This is a genomic window from Paenibacillus sp. plas6 (genome assembly GCF_057221655.1).
In genome coordinates, this window is sequence record NZ_CM170151.1 from 3,492,171 (window position 1) to 3,511,975 (window position 19,805).

3 protein-coding genes are annotated in these 19,805 nt (G+C 41.7%); all 3 read left to right on the forward strand.

Annotation, left to right across the window (positions count from 1 at the left end; translation table 11 throughout):
• The 3 genes from AC2TDL_RS15420 to AC2TDL_RS15430 are packed head-to-tail and all read left to right on the forward strand — an operon-like array spanning window position 1 to window position 19,722.
• Window positions 1-8,421, forward strand: coding sequence for an SDR family NAD(P)-dependent oxidoreductase (locus tag AC2TDL_RS15420; protein WP_484696959.1), 8,421 nt, complete (start codon window positions 1-3; stop codon window positions 8,419-8,421).
• On the forward strand, window positions 8,418-15,797 hold the full coding sequence (locus AC2TDL_RS15425) for an amino acid adenylation domain-containing protein (protein ID WP_484696960.1): 7,380 nt from the start codon (window positions 8,418-8,420) through the stop codon (window positions 15,795-15,797). The genes AC2TDL_RS15420 and AC2TDL_RS15425 overlap by 4 nt, the downstream gene beginning before the upstream one ends.
• Window positions 15,784-19,722 carry a beta-ketoacyl synthase N-terminal-like domain-containing protein gene (locus tag AC2TDL_RS15430; protein ID WP_484696961.1) on the forward strand — a complete coding sequence of 1,313 codons (3,939 nt, stop codon included), beginning with the start codon at window positions 15,784-15,786 and terminating at the stop codon, window positions 19,720-19,722. Before AC2TDL_RS15425 ends, AC2TDL_RS15430 begins: the two co-directional genes overlap by 14 nt.
• The last annotated feature ends 83 nt before the right edge of the window (window positions 19,723-19,805 follow it).

The following is a 19,805-nucleotide window of genomic DNA, read 5'->3' on the forward strand; positions in this document are numbered from 1 at the left end:
ATGACTCATTTACATCACCATAATAAGTTGTTGCTTGCAGCTGAAAAGCAGCTTTTTCCTGATATCCGCTTCGAGTCTCAGTTGAAAAGCGGTTTGTTTCGTGAGGAATATATGGTCGAGCGTGATTACCGAATTCGCTTAGCGTTGCCTAGTGATATTAATGAATTAATGGAGATTGAGCGCCAATGTTGGGCAGCACCTTTGCAGACCGACAGAGCGGAGATTGAGCAGCGCCTAGTTGATCCTGCCTGCTTTACTTTTGTCTTGGAGAACTGCGGTGTTGTAAGAGGCGTAATATATACTCAGCGTATTTATAAGGAAAGCATTAAGGAAATTACATCTGCAACGCTAGCTTCTTTTCGTCAACTAAATGGTAATTGCGTTCAGTTTATTGCCCTCAATATAGCGACGGATTGGCAAGATAAAGGCTGGGGAAATGAGCTGCTAGAGTTTGTGCTACAATATTTCTCTTTGCACCCTGAAATTGACCATATTTATGCGGTTACACGTTGTCGTGATGTTGCTAGATCTGGTTACTCAACAATTCAAGAGTATTTGAAACAGATTTACAAAAATGGTCTGTTTGACGATCCAATTTTGAAATTTCATCAGTTGCACGGAGCGAAAGTATTAGGCTTGCTGACGAACTATCGGCCTAAAGATATTGAAAATTCAGGTTACGGTGTACTTATTGAATATGATATTAATCATCGTGTTTGGGGCGATATCGTTTCTGTACAAAATCAGCAAGGAAAAGACAATAAGCAGGCTGCAGAAAATGATCAGAGCGGAGATAAGCAGCTGTTAGAATTAGTATATCGAAAACTGGCAGTCGATTATCTTGATGAACGGCAAAATCTATCAACTCTTGGCCTAGATTCCTTAGACTTAGGTGAAATTGTTACCTTTTTACACAATCAATTGGGATTGTCGCTTTCCTTAGGCGATTTGAATAGATATAGTCTTGGCGAGTTGCTGCAACTATGCAGAAGCGGGGAGCAGCAACAAGTTGCAATAGCCAAAAATAAAACGGAGCAACCTAGCGAGCAGCAAGAGCAGTCTGCAAGATCACAGCAACCTATTTTAATGCAGGAGCACGTGCAGCAATTATCATCGCAATCTTTAAAGCAGCGACTGCGTCATACGATTCGAAACTATCCTGAAGTTGTTCCATTATATACAGATGGCGATGGCCCAATTACATTTTGGATTCATCCATTGTCTGGAGATGTTGGTGTCTACAATCAAATTGCTAGTTTGGCGGATGGTGCATTTAAGCTTATAGCTATTAAAGCTCGCGGCTTTCTTTCCTCCCAGTCACGCCCGCTTGCCTCAGTTCAGGAGTTAGCTAAGTATTATTGCGAAATCGTGACGTCAATACAGCCAAAGGGACCATATCATTTAGCTGGATTTTCATTCGGCGGAACAGTAGCATACGAGATGGCTCGACAATTGCAGCTGAATGGGGAGCGCGTAGATTCATTAGTATTAGTAGAGTCTCCATTGCTGTCGGATGCTGCAGGAGCTTGGTTTGCTACGAATCCGCGCAATAATTTGCTGATGAATGCTAATTTTCTCTTGTTATCGCTATTAAATCGTGACAGTGCTCAGCTACGAAACGATGCTCGCGATGAGATTGATTGGCAGCAATATCAAATAACAGAAGAGGAAGTTTCACACGTTCCTGATGATCGATTGGCATTATATCTTGTTTTTCTTTGTAAGCAAAAAGGAGTGAAACAAGCCGAGAACGAGCTGTTGTTTAAGCTGCAATCGATGGCAGAGGTACATCAGGCTAATTTACATGCAATCAGTAAATATCGGGCACAGCCGCTACCTATGCCGCAGCAGCTTAAATCGGTGTTGTTTCACACACAATCAGCAAAAGCAGTATCGCAAACGTTACGCAATCCGGATTACTTAGAGCGCATACAGCAAGAACTAGGCTCTCTACTGCCGTTGCTAGAAGGCTGGAGCGAACTGTTGCCTAATATGCAAACTATCATTTTGGCTGGAGATAATCATCTAGATCTATTGCAGCAAGAAGCTCTAGTTCAGCAGTTTTATAATCATTGTAAGACAATATTTACGAGTGATTGTTTAGATAATAGTAAATTAGCTGTCAATGATAAGGCTCCTTCTAAACCGCTTGATAAGGAAAATAGAGAAGCAGTTGAACAAGCGCAGCACTTAAGTACAATAAGCGAGAAACAAGAGCATTACCCGGCAGTAGCGATCATTGGGATGTCTGGTATATTTCCAGACGCGGACAATGTACATCAATTGTGGGAAAATCTGCGTAATGGACGAAGCAGTGTAAAGGAAGCTCCGAAAGATCGGGGCTGGGATATAGAGGATTATTACGATCCTAATCCAAAAACTGCTGGAAAAACGTATTCCAAGTGGGGCGGATTTTTAGCCGATATTGATAAATTTGATCCGCTCTTTTTCAAAATTTCCCCTCGTGATGCTCAATTTATGGATCCGAGTGAGCGTTTGTTTATTCAGGAGGCGTGGCGGGCAATTGAAGATGCAGGCTACGATCCACAGCAATTAAGCGGTAAACCTTGGGGCGTTTATTGCTTGGCTAAAGGGGATTATAGTAATACAATTCAACAGGAAATTGCAGGCTATTATGTTCCTACTGATTCATATCCAGCGGGCAGACTATCATATTTGCTTAATTTTACAGGTCCGGCTATGTCAATTGACACTGCCTGCTCCTCTACGTTAACGGTAGTAGCAGAGGCTTGCAATCATCTCGTAATGGGCAACTGCGAGGTTGCAATTGCCGGAGGCGGTTCTGTATATACAACTCCTAGCATTCTTGTCGGGTCAAGTCAATCTTTGCTATTCTCACCTGATGGTGTATGCTACTCATTTGATGAACGGGCAAACGGTACTGTTGTAGCTGAGGCAATTGGTGTAGTTGTTTTGAAGCTGCTTGATAAGGCAATTGCCGATAACGATCATATTTATGGAGTTATCCGCGGTTGGGGGATTAATCAAGACGGTAAAACGAATGGAATAACGGCTCCTAGCAAATTATCTCAAATTCGCCTGCAAACTAGTGTTTATGAGAAGTTTGGCATTGATCCACGAAATATTACAATGATTGAAGCCCATGGCACTGGTACGAAGTTAGGCGATGCTATTGAATATGAAGCACTGACTGAATCGTTCAGACAGTTTACGACCCAGAGCGGTTATTGTGCGCTAGGATCGTTAAAAAGTAATATTGGACATGCGTTTTTTGGTGCTGGTATAGCGGGACTTATCAAAGTATTGTTATCACTTAAGCACCGACAAATTCCTCCAACATTAAATTACGAGCATGGCAATTCCAGTGTTGATGAAAGAAACAGCCCATTTTTTGTTAATACGGAGTTAATTCCTTGGGAAACGACAGAAAACAAACCGCGTTGTGCCGCAATTAATTCTTTTGGAGCAACAGGCACCAATGTGCATCTTGTTGTCGAGGAATATATTGGATCATGCAAGGAGAAAGGACAAGCTGGAAGAGATAGCAATACCAGAGACACTCAGCTTTTTGTATTGTCGGCAAAGGATGAAAACAGATTAAATGAATATGTCAGTCGATTTATTAAAGCATTAGACAGCGGAGAGTATATTGAACAGGATTTGCCACGAATTGCTTATACGTTGCAAGTTAGCCGTTCCAGCATGAGCGCACGCATAGCGTTCACGGCAAGCTCACTTGCAGAGCTACGCTTAAAGCTGCTAAGTGTATATGAACATGATAGAAATGATGCTTATATTTCTGATTTAATCATTTATCGCAGCTCAAGCAAAACAGCTAATGGTAGTGCATTGCGTTCAATATCGGATAAAGATAAACAAGAGGCGATCGATCACTGGATAAAGTATCGTGATGGAAATTTATTATTGCAATTATGGGTTAATGGTGCCGAAATTAATTGGTACCAGCTTTACGATAACGCGACGCCACAGCGTATTTCACTGCCAACTTATCCATTTGCGAAGGAGCGGTGTTGGATTAGCAGCAATGACGATAACCTTAACACTAACGGAAGTTCGGCTAAAAAGGATTTAGTCAAGCAGAATGCGTTATCTTATCGCGGATCTAATAACGCAGAGCATGTTGCATCAATCGTAGAGCCAACGGTTAGTACAAATGCTCTGTTAAACAGTTTATCCGATCTGATGTTGTTTACAGAGGATTGGGTAAACACACCGTTATCCAATAAAAATCAGCCTTCGCCAAATACAGTCGTATGTTTGTTGTCAAATCCAGCTAACCAAGCATTATTTAAAAGCCAATTACAAGCGATTCATCCGCAAGCAAAAATAGTTTTTTTGTCTAGAGACTGTGTGAAAGTGGAATCAGACAGAAATGTTTATTATCTGGCAGGCAATGAAAAAGAAGATTATGAAAAAGCATTTCATCGTATAAAAAATGAGGTAGGAGAGGTCTCTGCTATTGTCTATATGTGGGCATATGAGGAGCGAGATTTACTCCAGGATTATCGCGTCATTGTCCATATTTTGCAGGGAATTTCCTCGGCAAAACTTGAGCCATCTTTACTACTTTTAGGCTCGTATTATCAAAATCAATATGAACGTTGCTATCTTGAATCATGGATTGGCTTTGAGCGTTCAATTGGTCCGATGGTTTCTAAGACGTCGGTTAAAGCGGTTATTCAGCAAGCAGAGCAAAAGCTGCAGACTGGTCAGTTAAACGCGGAAATGGCTCGGCAATTATGTATGGAGCTGGATATTTCAAGTAAGTCGCATAGCGTGCTTTATAAAAAAGATAGCAGATATGAACTCAAATTGCGAGAGACAGACTTTACTCCTGGGTATGCTCCACTAAAAACAGGCGGGACATATTGGATTACGGGCGGCTTTGGAAAATTAGGCATGATTGTAGCGTGTCATCTAGCTAAGCAATACAGAGCGAAACTTATAATTAACGGTCGTTCTCCATTTGATGAGCAAAAACAGAGACTTGCTCGCAAGCTTGAGCAATTAGGAGGGCGTGTTTACTATATTCAGGCTGATATCGTTGATACCAAAGCTCTTAGCAGCGGGTTAGCAGCGGCTAGATTGCAATTTGGCGCAATTAACGGAGTGATTCACGCAGCAGGTTTAGTTGATCCGCAAAGTATTTTGCATAAGGATTATAGCAATTTTGAAGCCGTGATTGCTCCAAAAATACACGGCACACTTATTTTGGATGAGCTTTTAAAGGAAGACGAGCTTGACTTTACTTGTTATTTTTCGTCCTCTGCAGCAATATTGGGCGATTTTGGCACTTGTGATTATGCTATCGGCAATCGCTTTTTAATGGCCTATGCTTACTATAAAAACTTAAAAGAGGCGGAGCAGGAATTATTAGGCAGAACAGTTGTTATCAATTGGCCGCTATGGCGTAATGGCGGTATGGGATTGGAAGATAACAATGAAAAGTATTTGACAGCTAGTGGTCAGCGATATTTAGAAAGCGAGGAAGGAATGCTTATCTTTGAGCAGCTGCTTTCTCAGCCGCGCTCACAGCATCTCGTTTTGCTAGGAGAACGCAAGAAAGTACAGCAGTTTCTAAACAGGTTGGAGGCTGAACCAAATCATTTAGCAGATAATGATTCGCTTAAGCTCAACTCAAACGTTATACAAATATCGACACAATATTACGAAAATTCAGACAACAAAAACCCGAGTGATGTTTTGTTACCGTTAGTAGTACAAGATTTGAAGGAAGCAATTAGCAGTCAGCATCATCTTCCAATTGAGAAGCTGGATGAGAATGGGCATTTAACAGAGTATGGCTTTGATTCGATTAATTTGTTTGAATTTGCTGATAAGATTTCAAACTTGTACGGAGTAGCTGTAACAACATCGTCTTTACTTGGATATGCAACGATTAAAAAAATTGCTCAATTTTTAATTGATGAGCACCAAGCACTTGTTGCACAGGCATATCATGGACAACTGCAAAAAGAGACAGACGTTGCGACAGATGCAAACACCAGTGCAAGTGAGACGATTGAGCGAAGCTTATCAATAGAAAAGACACAGGGACAAACTGAGATGGAACAGATTGAGCAGCGACAAATAAATGTGAGTGAACGGAACGAGCGGCATCTTGTTCCACCTAGGGAGAAACAGCAAAATATAGCCGTCAAAGAGTTCACATATACCGAAAAATTGACTGAACCAATTGCCATAATCGGAATGAGCGGTAGGTTTCCGGGAGCAGACTCGATAGATGAGCTATGGCACAATTTAAGTCAACGGAAAGAAAGTATTACGGAACTGCCCTCTGATCGTTGGTATTGGAAGATGAATGCGGGAGCTGCTGCAAATGCCGTTGACAGCTATTCTTCACGAGGAGGATTTCTTAAGGATATTGATTGCTTCGATCCGCTATTTTTCAAAATTTCGCCTAAAGAAGCACATATGATGGATCCATGTCAACGTTTGTTTTTAGAGGAAGCTTGGCGTGCGCTTGAGGATGCTGGCTACATGGGCGAGCGAATTAAGGGAACATCATGCGGCGTGTATGTTGGTATCGAAGAAGGAGAGTATGGCTTTATCGCTAAGCAGCAAGGGAAATTATACAGTAATCAAAATGCTGTTTTGTCTGCGCGAATTGCTTATTTACTCGATCTGAAAGGTCCTAATTTGTCAGTTACTGCTTCCTGCTCCTCAAGTTTGGTCGCTTTACATCAAGCCTGCCAAGCATTGCGACAGGATGATTGTGAAATGGCGCTAGTTGGAGGCATTAATTTATTCCTATCTCCAACAGCGTTTATAGGGATGGAAATGCTTGACTTGTTATCTCCTACGGGAAATTGCTATGTATTCGATGAACGTGCTGAAGGGATGGTGCCAAGTGAGGCTGTTGTAGCAGTTTTGCTTAAACCGTTATCAAAAGCACTGCGAGATAACGATCATATTTACGGCTGTATTAAAGCGAGCGGCGTAAATTATAACGGAAGAGGTCACGGCATGATGACCCCTAATCCTGTTCGTCAGGCAGAATTAATTCGTAATACATTGAGCAAATACGATATTGATCCTGCTGCAGTTCAATATATACTTGCCCACAGTGTTGGCACAAAACTTGGCGATGCTGCAGAAATTGAAGGCTTGCGAAAAGTTTTTGGCAGCTACGCAGCACAAGGTCCGCTTGGTTACATTAGCTCAGTTAAGCCTTTAATCGGGCATACCTTTGCTGCATCTGGACTTGTCAGCTTAGTGACAATGGTAAAAGCGATGAACGCTAAAACGATGCTTGGCTTGCATCATTTTCAAGCTGCCAATTCTGATATAGACTTTGCCAGCGCACCATTTATTGCATGCAGTGAAAATCAAGAATGGATAACCCGCAACAACATGCCAAGACTTGGAGCAATTAGTACATCGGCGAATAGCGGAACCAACGCATTTGCTGTTATTGAGGAATTTAATGAAGAGACAAGCAAGCTAGAGCCGATGGAAGGAGATAAACCGTATCTATTTATCTTTTCCGCAGTGGATCACGCGCAGCTGCATAAATTGGTGGACAGAATGCGGAATGATATTGCTGAAAAAGAGCTTGCTCTTGCAGATCTTGCCTACACATTACAGGTAGGAAGAGAAGAGATGGAGGATAGACTAGCCATCGTAGCGAGAACGAAGGAGCAATTACTTGATGGCTTAACACATTATTTGCAATACGGTGTAAATGCATCGCAGCATAGCTGTACTGTGCCAGTAATTTATGGCAGCCTTGACAATGGATTAGGGGCTATAAACACTAATGCTGCTCTAATAGCAAACGATAATGATTTGCTCATTAGTCTAGCAACACAATGGGTACAAGGAAAGAAAATAGATTGGGAGCTTGTTTTAGGCAAGGAACGTGGAAAAATTGTTCCGCTAGCTACTTATCCATTTAAGAAGGAGCGCTATTGGCTTGCTGCAAATTCCGCTAGTGAACCAACTAACCAATCTGTAACTGTTTTGACCGATAGTAACGAAGTTGAAGCTAATGCCTCTGTTAAGAAGCTGCAGCAGTATATTATTGAATTTTTTGCTGATAAGCTAGAAATTCCAATCTCAGCTATTTCTCCGAATCGTGAGCTGTATGATTTAGGAGCAGATTCAATTTTAATGAAAAAATTTATTCGTGATGTCCAGCAGCGATTTGCTTTGCAGCTTTCCAGTCGAGAGCTTTATGAATACAGCACGATTAACGCTATCTCTACTTACTTATCAGCTAAGCTTATGCATAATCCTGATGGCGGTACTAAGGCGGTAAGCAGTGATGACAATGAGTTAGTAAAGCTGCAGCCGCAAGTATATCAAGATAAGGAAGTAATTGAAGCACTTGAGAAGTTTGTTCATGGTGACATTAAACTTGATCAACTGGAACAATTGATAGGAGTAGATAGATGATGATAGTTAATGAGCTGTTGCAAAAGTATAAGGATGGAAAAATATCAACAAGCGAGCTTAGTCAAAAGCTGCAAGAAATGAAGAAGCAAGCAATGAGCAAGAAGCCGCTTTCTGAAGGGCAGAAAGGGATCTGGCTGCTAGAAAAGCTTGCTCCAGGCAATAGTGCCTATCATTTGCCAATTTGCTTTTGGATACGTAAGCAATTAGATATTAAGCTATTTCAGCAAGCACTTCTCCATGTACTGGAGCAGCATCCAATCTTAAAAAGCGTCATTATTGAAGAGGATGGTGTTCCTTTTCGCATTGTTCAGCAAAATCAGCGTTTAGCATTTAAGCTTCATAATATTGCTGAGCTAGATCGAGAGGAAATCTTGCCATTCGTTCAACGGGCGGCACATGAACCTTTCTCCTTGCAGGAAGGTCCATTAATTCGCACGGATATATATCAAAGAGCAGATAATGAGTATCTGGTGCTAATCAACGTTCATCATATTATTTCAGATGGAGGCTCATTGGTAACTTTAGTACAGGGGTTGCTAGACAGTTATCTTGCATTGTTGAAGGGGCATTCTTTGGCAAATGTCCCTCTTTCCGCTCAATATGATGAGTTTGTTGAATGGGAGCAGGAGATATTAGCAAGTGAAAAAGGAGAAGCCCAGCGAAATTATTGGAAACAGCAGCTTTCTGGAGAATTGCCGCTGCTAGAGCTGGCGACAGACTATCCTCGCCATCAGGCAAATGCATTTCAAGGGGCAGTACATCGCAAAATTGTTCATCAAGAGCTCCTTGAGCAACTTAGAGCATTAAGCAAATCGCTGCGCATTAGTATGACCGCTTTATTTCTATCATTATTTAATGTACTGCTCTATCAATATTCAAATCAGCGCGAGTTGATTGTTGGTATGGCGAGTATGGGGAGACCTAATGAGCGATTTGATAATAGTATTGGCTACTTTATTAATATGATTCCGATCCGCAGTCACTTCAATGCTGAGATGAGTTTTGCTGAGCTTGCAAAACAAATTCAGCTAACGATGCTGGAAGGAATAGACCACGGAGATTATCCGTTTCCACTAATAGTAAAGGAGCTAAATTTAAAGCGCTCATTAACGATTTCACCAATTTTCCAAGTTGGCTTTTTCTATCAAAATTTCATTTCTGGCAGTCAGCTTCGTCAGCTTGAAGCCAATCATCGTGAATTTGCTTTTGAGCTAGTAACAGAAATCGGTCAGCAAGGAGAATATGAGCTTGCTCTGGAAGTATCAGAAAACGATCACAGTTTACACTTGAATATGAAGTATAATCCGCAGCTTTTTGAATCGGCAACAATTGAGCGAATGACTGAACAGCTAGTGCGTTTGGCAGAAGAAGCTATTTATAAAGCAGAGGGGAAGCTCGGGGATTATCGTTTACTTTCCCCTCAGGAAGAGCAATTAATCATCAAGAATTGGAATAAAACAGAAATTCCTTATGCAAAAGATAAATGCGTATATGAGTTGTTTGAGGAGCAAGCGAGAAAAACACCTGAATCAATCGCTGTCGTTTTTGAAAATGAAAAGCTTACCTATCGTGAGCTGGACGAGCGAAGTACAGCATTAGCTATTTATTTGCAGCAGCAAGGAGTGAGGCCAGGCAGTCTAATTGGAATAAGCGTCGAGCGGTCATTGAACTTGCTTATAGGTTTGCTTGGCATTATGAAGTCAGGCGGGGCTTATGTGCCACTAGACCCTAATTATCCTATTGAGCGCTTAAGTTATATGATTCAAGACAGTAAAATTTCCATTGTTATTAGTCAATCCTCATTAAAGGACAAACTTAATAAGTTACTTGAAAACGGGGCAATGTTTGTTTCCCTAGATAGCGATTGGCACAGTATTGAACAAAGTGCGGTAAGCGCAAAGAAGCTGCAACGATACGATGACACAGGGCGTTTAGCTTATGTAATGTATACTTCTGGCAGCACGGGAAATCCGAAAGGGGTAATGATCCGACATTTCTCCTTAACGAATTTCTTACAGTCGATGGAGCAGGAGCCGGGCATAAAAGCAGGGGATTCTTTGCTTGCAGTTACAACCTTCTGTTTTGACATTTCTGGTCTGGAATTGTATTTGCCATTGATTTGTGGCGCTACATGCTATATTTGTGAAACAAATAAAATAAAAAATGTTGAGCAATTGCTTCGTGAAATTCAAGTTGTTCGACCAACTTTAATGCAAGCGACACCAGCGACATGGATGGCGCTTTTTCTGTATGGCTGGCGAAATGAGGAGAAGGTAAAAATTTTGTGCGGCGGTGAAGCTCTTCCTGTCAGATTAAAGCAATATTTTGCGGAAACAGAAAGTGAAGCGTGGAATTTATTTGGACCAACGGAGACTACGATTTGGTCGACGATTAAGCAGATTAGGCATAATGAACGGATTACGATTGGTAAACCAATTGCTAATACACAAATCTATATTCTAAACGAGAAAATGCAGCCTGTGCCAATTGGTGTTCCAGGAGAGCTATATATTGGCGGTGACGGCATAGCTCAAGGTTATTTAAACAGAGCTGAGTTAACGGCAGAACGCTTTATTGCTAATCCTTTTCAACAAGGAACGAAAATGTATCGCACTGGGGATTCGGCAAGATGGCTAGCAAACGGGGAAATTGAATATTTGGGGCGTATTGACGGGCAAGTAAAGCTAAATGGTTATCGCATCGAAACAGGGGAGATCGAGGCTAGACTGAATATGTATCCAACCATTAGAGAGAGTGCTGTAGTTATCCATAATCATCAAGGTCACGCGCAGTTAAGAGCATTTTATGTTCGTCACGAACATGCTCGTCATAACAAGCTTGATCTAAAAGATTTGCGCCTTTATATGAAAAAGTGGCTTCCAGCCCATATGATACCAGCAGTGTATACCGAACTGGATGAGATTCCTCTGACTCCAAACGGGAAAGTCAATAAGCTGGAACTGGCTAAACGGACAGAGCATCTTTCCAAAAGTGAAACGGTCTCCTCGATGTCAGCCCGGGAAACGGAAACGAAAATTATTGCAATTTGGAAAGAGGTTATCGGAACGGAAGAAATTGATCCAGATGATGGCTTTTTTGAAGCGGGTGGAGATTCATTTACAGCAGTGACGGCTGCAGCAAGAATTAGTAAGGAGTTTAGCTGTGAAGTTACGGTGACAAATCTTTTCGAGCATTCTAATGTTAAAGAGCTATGCAGCTTTATTATGGAATTGAAAACTAAAGAGAAGGAGCAGGACGACGAAAAGCATACAGCAGAGGAATTAACAGAACAATTAGCAGCAAGTATGAATGAGATAAAACATGATAATGAGAGGAAACAGTTACCTAGCTATATTCAAGATAGTGTTGCAATTATCGGTATCTCGTGTCATTTCCCTGATGCTAACGGCTATCGTCAATTTTGGGAAAACTTGCGTGAAGGTAAAGAAAGTGTACGGTTACTATCTGATGAGGAGCTAGCCTCATTGAATATCTCTGGAAAATTAATGCAAAATCCAGCTTATGTCCCAATTCAATCAACGATAGAAGGCAAAGAATGGTTTGATCCCGAGTTTTTCAATCTTTCACCAAAGGATGCCGAGCGAATGGATCCGCAAATGCGGCTACTGCTGATGCATTCGTGGAAAGCAGTAGAGGATGCTGGTTATTGCGTGAAGGAAGTGCAAAACACAGCTGTTTTTATGTCTTCAAGCAATAATTATTACCAATCCTCTGAACAGAGTGAAACGGTTCAAATTATGGATAATCCAGATGATTATGTAGCTTGGCTATTAAGTCAAAGCGGAACAATCCCAACGATGATCTCCTATCAACTTGGCTTAAAAGGACCTAGCTTTTCTGTTCATTCCAACTGCTCATCGTCTTTGGCTGGTCTGTATGCTGCGTACCAAGCTATCTGCAATGGAGACAGTGACTATGCATTAGTAGGAGCAGCAACGCTTCATAGTGCAACAAGTGCTGGCTATGTTCACATGCCGGGCTTAAATTTTTCGAGTGATGGGCATTTAAAAGCATTTGATGAGACGGCAGATGGGATGGTTGGCGGCGAAGGTGTTGCGGTTATTATGCTGAAGCGCGCGAGTCAAGCGATTGCGGACGGGGATCATATTTATGCGTTGTTGCGCGGGATTAAAGTAAACAACGATGGGGGAGATAAGGTAGGCTTTTATGCTCCTAGCGTTAAGGGGCAAGCAGATGTTATCGAGCGTGTGCTTAAAGCGACAAAGATTGACCCGCGCAGCATTAGCTATATTGAAGCACATGGCACTGGAACGAAGCTGGGCGATCCGATTGAAATCGCAGCACTTAGTCAAATCTATCAAAAATATACGAGTGAGCGACAATTTTGCGGCATCGGATCCGTGAAGACAAATATTGGACATTTAGATACGGCTGCTGGTTTAGCTGGCTGTATTAAGCTTTCACTAAGCCTATATCATAATCAAATTCCTGCATCGTTAAATTATAAAAAAGGAAATCGTGAGATTAACTTTCAAGAAACCCCTTTTTATGTCGTTGATCAATTGCAAACTTTGGAAGCCAAAGCTGTTCCGCATCGCGCAGCGCTTAGCTCTTTTGGAATCGGCGGAACGAATGGACATGCTATTTTCGAACAATACATTGATAGAAGAAGGTCTCTGCGCAAGGATAATTCAGCGGGAGGCAGAAGCTTGTTAATCCCATTGTCAGCTCGCAATGAGCAACGTTTAATCGCGTATGCCGATGAGCTGCTGCAATATATGAATAGTGAGTTTGCTCATCCATGGCTGGAGGATATTGCATATACATTGCAAGTTGGCAGAGAAGCTATGAGCAGTCGGGTCGTATTTATAGTGAAGGATTCGGCAGAGCTAATTAGCAAATTGACAGCCTATGTTAATGGTGAACCGAGTAACGGTCGTTGGCACGAGAATAAGCAAGGAATGTCGGAATCGTTAAATTATTGGCTAATGCAGGATGAAGATTTAAACGAACTTATTGACAGATGGATTGCAAAAGATAGAAAGGAGAAGCTGGCAGAGCTATGGGTAAGAGGCTATCAATTAGATTGGAAGTTGCTCTATACGCATTTGCCATTTCGTGTTAGTTTACCTACTTATCCGTTTGCAAAGGAAAAGTATTGGAAAGCTAAAGTTAACAAGCCGGAGGCATCGACAATAATAAATGATGTAAAGCCTTCATACGCTCAACTGCACCCGCTAATTGACCGTAACATTTCTGATTTTACGTCCCAGCAATATGTCACAATGTTGCGAGGAAATGAGTTTTATGTAGCGGATCATGTCATTAATGGCAAAAAGGTGCTGCCAGGTGTGGCATATGTTGAGATGAGCAGAGCAGCAGGTGAGCTTGCTGCAGGGCGCAAAGTACGCAAAATAAAGCAAATCGTTTGGTCTAGTCCAATCGTTGTTGAAAGAGAGCGGGAGGTAACAATTCAGCTTCGTCCGCTTGAGCAGGAAGCTGCTTTCCAAGTGTATACAAATGATTTTGGACAACGTATGATTCATGCGCAAGGAAAGCTTGAGTTTTACACTGCGGAGGAACTATCAGAGGAGAGAGAGGTTCAACAAATTTTCGATATTGCAGGCTGTCTGGCAAGATGTGAAGGAGTAATTAGTCACTCTGAGTTTTACGAGGCGGAGGGAGCTTCCACTGTTTATCAATACGGTGCAGCTTTTCGTCCGATCCAGACGCTGCATTTTAACAGCTCTGAAGCATTGTCACAAATCGTATTGCCGCAAGGACAAGAAGCTGCCTTCGATAAATTTGTGTTGCATCCATCGCTATTGGAAGGATGTTTGCAAACCGTTGTGGGACTTATGCAGGGGCGCGATATTGCTCCATTTATGCCGTTTGCTATTGACGAGATTGAGTTGATCCGTCCATTTCCGAAGCAATGCTTTGTCCATGCTGTCCGCTCTCTAGATTTAGCGTCTGATAGGAGTCCAACCTCAAAATTTAATATGACGCTAATCGATAATGAAGGACGAACAGTAGCGTTTATTCGAAATTATTCGATTCGCGCGATAAATGCAGCGACAGAGACTATGACTAGAGAGATGGGCGATGTCATTACGGATAGTATAGCGGACAGAACATCGGTTAATACAGCAACGTTATATTATTATAGCGATTGGGTGAAGGATGAATGGAAGCAGCAAGTGACAGCAATCAATGAACCGTTGCTGTTATTTACTAACGATGTGCAAGCGCGTGAGCGTTATGCCTCTAACTCAGTAATTACTATCGTTAAGTATGGCCAGCGGTTTGAAAATTGCGGCAATAATACGTACGTGATTCATCCGGGAAAAAAAGAAGACTATCTAAGACTACTAGATGAGCTTAAGCAGCAAGGACTTGAACCGTTAAACATTGTTCATCAATGGTCATGCGATTGCTCAAACGAACATATTGAGGAGAGCATGCAGCATGGCATTTATTCATTGTTTTACTTAACGCAAGCATTAGCAGAGAGTGCACCGCGACAGCTAGTGAAGCTGCTTCATTTTTATTATGAGGACAAAAGTGTTGCTGCAGCACTTAGTGGAGCGCTAAGTGGATTTATGAAAACTGTCCGTTTAGAGCATCCAAAATATGTTTATAAAGTGATCGGCATTCAATCCGAGGAGATACGACCTGAGCATATTGCGGCTACAGAATTTATTAACGACGATGAGGTTGAGGTGCTTTATCGTAATAAAGCACGATATGTAAAACGACTAAAAGAGACAGAAGCTCCGCAACAAGCCGGCAGCAATATGCCATTCCGTAACGATGGGGTTTACTTAATTACAGGTGGTATGGGAGGTATAGGTTACGTTTTAGCGCTGCATCTTTCAAGCTCGATTCAATCGAAAATAGTGCTAATTGGACGCTCTGATTTAGATGAAGGAAAACGGGCTGCATTAGCAGAGCTTGAAAAGCTTGGTTCCGAGGTTATGTACATTAAAGCTGATATAAGCGTACGCGAGGAGGCAATGTATGCCTTAGAGCAAGTTCGCAGCCGCTTTGGCAAGCTTCACGGTATATTACATTGCGCCGGCATACTTAACGACAAGCTGCTCGTGAACAAAACGTATGATGAAGTGAAATCAGTGCTGGCGGCAAAAGTTAATGGCACGATTTGGTTAGATGAAGCGACTAGAGATGAAGAGCTTGATTTCTTTGTATTATTCTCCTCTATATCACAGCTTGGTAATGTTGGACAAGCTGATTATGCCTACGCTAATAGCTTTCTAAATAGTTTTGCAGATTATCGTGAAGCGATGAGAGTTCAAGGTCTTCGTTCAGGCAAGATACTTAGTATAAATTGGCCATATTGGGAAGAAGGTGAATTGCGAAATGCGGTTAAGTGACGAAGTTATTCAATTTCTAAAGCAAACAAAAGGGATTCATCCGATTACACCGGATATCGGAATTCAAGCACTGGAAAAGGCGTTACAGCAAGAGAAAAATCATGTGATGGTCTATCATGGCGAGCCTGCTAAAATTAGACAAAGCAATGAGGCGCAGCATGCCGTTGCAGCTAGAAAGCCAAGCCCAGCTAAGCGCCCGGGAGGCGTTCTAGACCGAACGAATTTAAATGAGCAGGTAAAGCGCAAGCTAATAGAGATCGCTTGTGAGATGCTTAAACAGCCAAATATCGAGATTAATCAAGATTTGATGCAGTATGGTTTCGATTCAATTAGCATTACGCTCTATACGAATAAAATTAATGAACTTTTTCAGTTAAATATGATGCCGACAGTTATTTTTGAGCTTGAGCTGCCGACCATCGCTAATCTTACTAAGTATTTATGTGATAATTATCTAGAGTCTTTACAACAGTATTATGGATATAACGACAGCGAATTACTGGAAGCTGAAGTAATAGACGATAGTGAGCCAGTTCATAAGGCGGAGTCGAATTCTACCTCATTATCTCAAATAGCTAAGGATCGCTTTTCTTCATTGTCAACATCAACTATATCTCGATCGCCTGAGGAACTATCCTCGGGCGATTTTGCCAATGATGGACAAATAGGAGGAAGTGTGCAAAGGAGTAAAGTATACGCGGATGAGCAGATTGCGATTATCGGTATGCATGGTATCTTTCCGCAATCTAAAGATTTAGAGGAGTTTTGGAATCATCTTATTGAGCAGCGTAATCTCATTACCGAAATTCCTGACGATCGGTTTGACTGGCGCAAATTTACTGACCCAAGAATGAAATGGGGAGGTTTTATGAAGGAGGTCGATAAATTTGATGCCTCCTTCTTTGGTATTTCTCCTCGTGAGGCAGAAGTAATGGATCCGCAACATAGACTTTTCCTGGAAGTTGCTTGGAGTGCAATTGAAGATGCAGGCTACAAGCCATCTGATCTTTCAGGAACTGATACTGGGATTTTTGTTGGAATTGGCACACAGGATTATGGACAGTTGCTTGATCAGCACTTAACTGAATCGAACCCATATGTACTAACAGGCAGAACGCCTTTTATGCTAGTAAATCGTATTTCTTCTTTATTAAATTTACACGGCCCGAGCGAACCGGTTGATACTGCATGCTCTAGCTCACTTGTTGCTGTCCATAAAGCGGTGGAAGCTATTCGTAGCGGTGCTTGTAAAATGGCAATTGCAGGAGGAGTAAATATAATCCTTACTCCTACCGTTCATCTCGCATTTAGTGAAGCTGGAATGTTAAGTGATAATGGAGAGTGCAATGTATTTGCTGCAAACGCTAATGGCACGGTGCGAAGTGAAGGAGTAGGGGCAATTTTGCTAAAAAAATTGAGTGATGCGATTGCTGATGGAGATCATATTCACGCGCTTATTCGCGGTTCAGCTGCGAAGCATAAGGGGAAAAGCGCTTCTTTAACTGCTCCGAATGCCAGTGCACAAGCAGCTTTATTGATAGATGTGTATGAGAAAGCGGGTGTAGATCCAAGAACGATTACTTATATTGAAACTCACAGCACAGGAACTAGACTTGGTGACCCAATTGAAATTAACGGACTTAAACAAGCTTTCACAGAATTGTATAACCGCAAAGGGATTAATGAAGTTCAGCCGCATTGTACATTAGGCTCTCTGAAAAGCAATATTGGACATTTAGAGGCTGCTGCAGGGATTGGTGCTGTAATCAAAGTGCTTCTTGCAATGAGAAATAAGATGATTCCAGGAATACCTAGCGTTAAGGAAATGAATCCTTATATTAATTTTGAAAATAGCCCGTTCTATATTCAGAGCAAAAATCAGCCATGGCAGCGAATCCAAGCGGATATTCCACGAAGAGCTGGTGTAAGCGCATTTGGATTTGGCGGAGTAAATGCTCATATTTTACTTGAAGAATATATGACGGAGAACGCTGAACATAAATCGGGTACACAATCACTATTGCCCGTAATCATCGTTTTATCTGCGAAGAATGAAGAGCGTTTAGGCGAACAAGCTATGCGATTGCTAAAAGCTTTAGAAAAACGCGAAATGAAGGATGAAGAGCTAATAAATATAGCTTATACCCTTCAGGTAGGACGCGAAGCGCTGGAAGAAAGACTTGCTTTTGTTGCTGCTTCAATGCAGGAACTTAAGGACAAGCTTAAAGCTTGGTGCGCTGGAGATCAAGCATACAGCCAAGCGGTTTATTGCGGACGAGTTAATAAGCATGACGATATTGTTGCATTATTTGCAGAAGACGAAGGGCTTGAAGAAATTGTCGAGTCATGGGCTAATAAGGGTGAATTCCATAAAATTATAAGTCTATGGGTAAAAGGTTTGGCAGTTGACTGGAAAAAGCTATTCTATCAAGGCTTTAAGCCGCGTCGTATCCCGCTTCCAACCTATCCATTTGAACGGCAGCGCCATTGGATTCCTATAAAAAATGAAAAGAAAGATCAGGCGGTAACCACCAACGGATTTGCCCAAGTATTATCGGAGTCTGCTTCTCTATCAGCACAACGAGAGAATATTAACAGCGAGTTTGATGTGAGCTCGGGACAATCTTTATCACATGCCGCGATAAGTGAAAAAATCATTGCTATGCTTGCTTCGTTTTTAGCTATTTCCTCCTCAGAGGTTACTTTATCTAGCACTCTAGCAGATCTAGCAGTTGATTCAATTATTTTGACGCAAGCGCTGCAACAATTGCAAATGATAAACCCTGATCTTGATTTTGAAGCATTATATCAATGTATAACTGTGCAAGATATGGTAGAGCTTGTTGCTGCCTCAAACCAATCTAGTGAAGGAAATAACAGCGGGAATGAGCAAACGACACGACTGCAACTAACAAGTGAACAGTTAATGAGTCAGCAAGCAATTATGCAGCAAGTACAGCAAGTAAATAGTACTGCCTTTATTAATAAAGCGTCTGGTGAACGGATTCGTTATCCAGAGTTAGTTAGATTAAATAAAGCTAGTGAGAAGCAGCCGATTTTTTGGTTTCATGGTGGCTTTGGCGGAGTAGAAGTATATCGTTTTATTGCTCATCATATTGAACGTCCATTCTATGGTATACAGGCAAAAGGGTATATGAATGACGAGGAGCCCATTGAAGGCATAGAGGCGATGGCAGAATATTATGTGCAAATGATTCAATCTGTACAGCCGCAAGGCCCATATGATCTTGGCGGTTTATCATTAGGCGGCATGATTGCTTATGAAGTTGCTCGTCAACTTCAAATGCAAGGAGAAACTGTTAACTCTATCATTATGCTGGAATCGATTTATGCAGATGATGAAATGCGTCAGCATTGGCTTTCCCTTCCGCCACATCACTTGAAGAAAGACCGCATGCTAAGATCGGTTAACTTGCTGTTAGCTTTTTCAGCAAATGAAGAGTTAACCTTAATTGCCGACCAGGAAGTTGAGCTTGAACAGTCAGATGAGGCGTTTCTTGAGCAGCTTATTACGCTGGCAATTCAGAAAGATGCTGCGAAATCTCCTGAACAGTTGCGTAAGTCTGTACTGCAGCTAGAGAAAATTTTAGATACGCTTGATCGGAGTACAGCTATCTACGAAGTGCCTTCTTTACCTAATCCGCAGCAAACCGCTTGCTACTATTTTTGTAATGCGATAAGTAGCTTATTTGGAGAACAGGAATCGTATTTCCGGCTAATCGATAAAGGGACGGTCTACGATTATATAAGTTTCGCTGAACGTTGGAAGGAAAAGTTGCCAACGTTAACTGTTCATAAGGTGGAGGCATCAAATCATTTAACATTGTTGACAGAGGCTAAGTCGCAGCAAGTGATTTTGAGCTTCTGTAAGCAGCTTTATGATGGTGTTCCGGTAACGCAGTAATGGATTACTCTCATGCACGGATGAAAGAGCAGCCCGTTCACAAATGCAAATAGATTTTAATACATTTTTTATGCATTGAACGA

Coding starts and splice junctions, on each gene's coding strand:
- AC2TDL_RS15425 (WP_484696960.1), top strand. CDS start 8,418: ATGATGATAGTTAATGAGCTGTTGCAAAAGTATAAGGATGGAAAAATA.
- AC2TDL_RS15430 (WP_484696961.1), top strand. CDS start 15,784: ATGCGGTTAAGTGACGAAGTTATTCAATTTCTAAAGCAAACAAAAGGG.
- AC2TDL_RS15420 (WP_484696959.1), top strand. CDS start 1: ATGACTCATTTACATCACCATAATAAGTTGTTGCTTGCAGCTGAAAAG.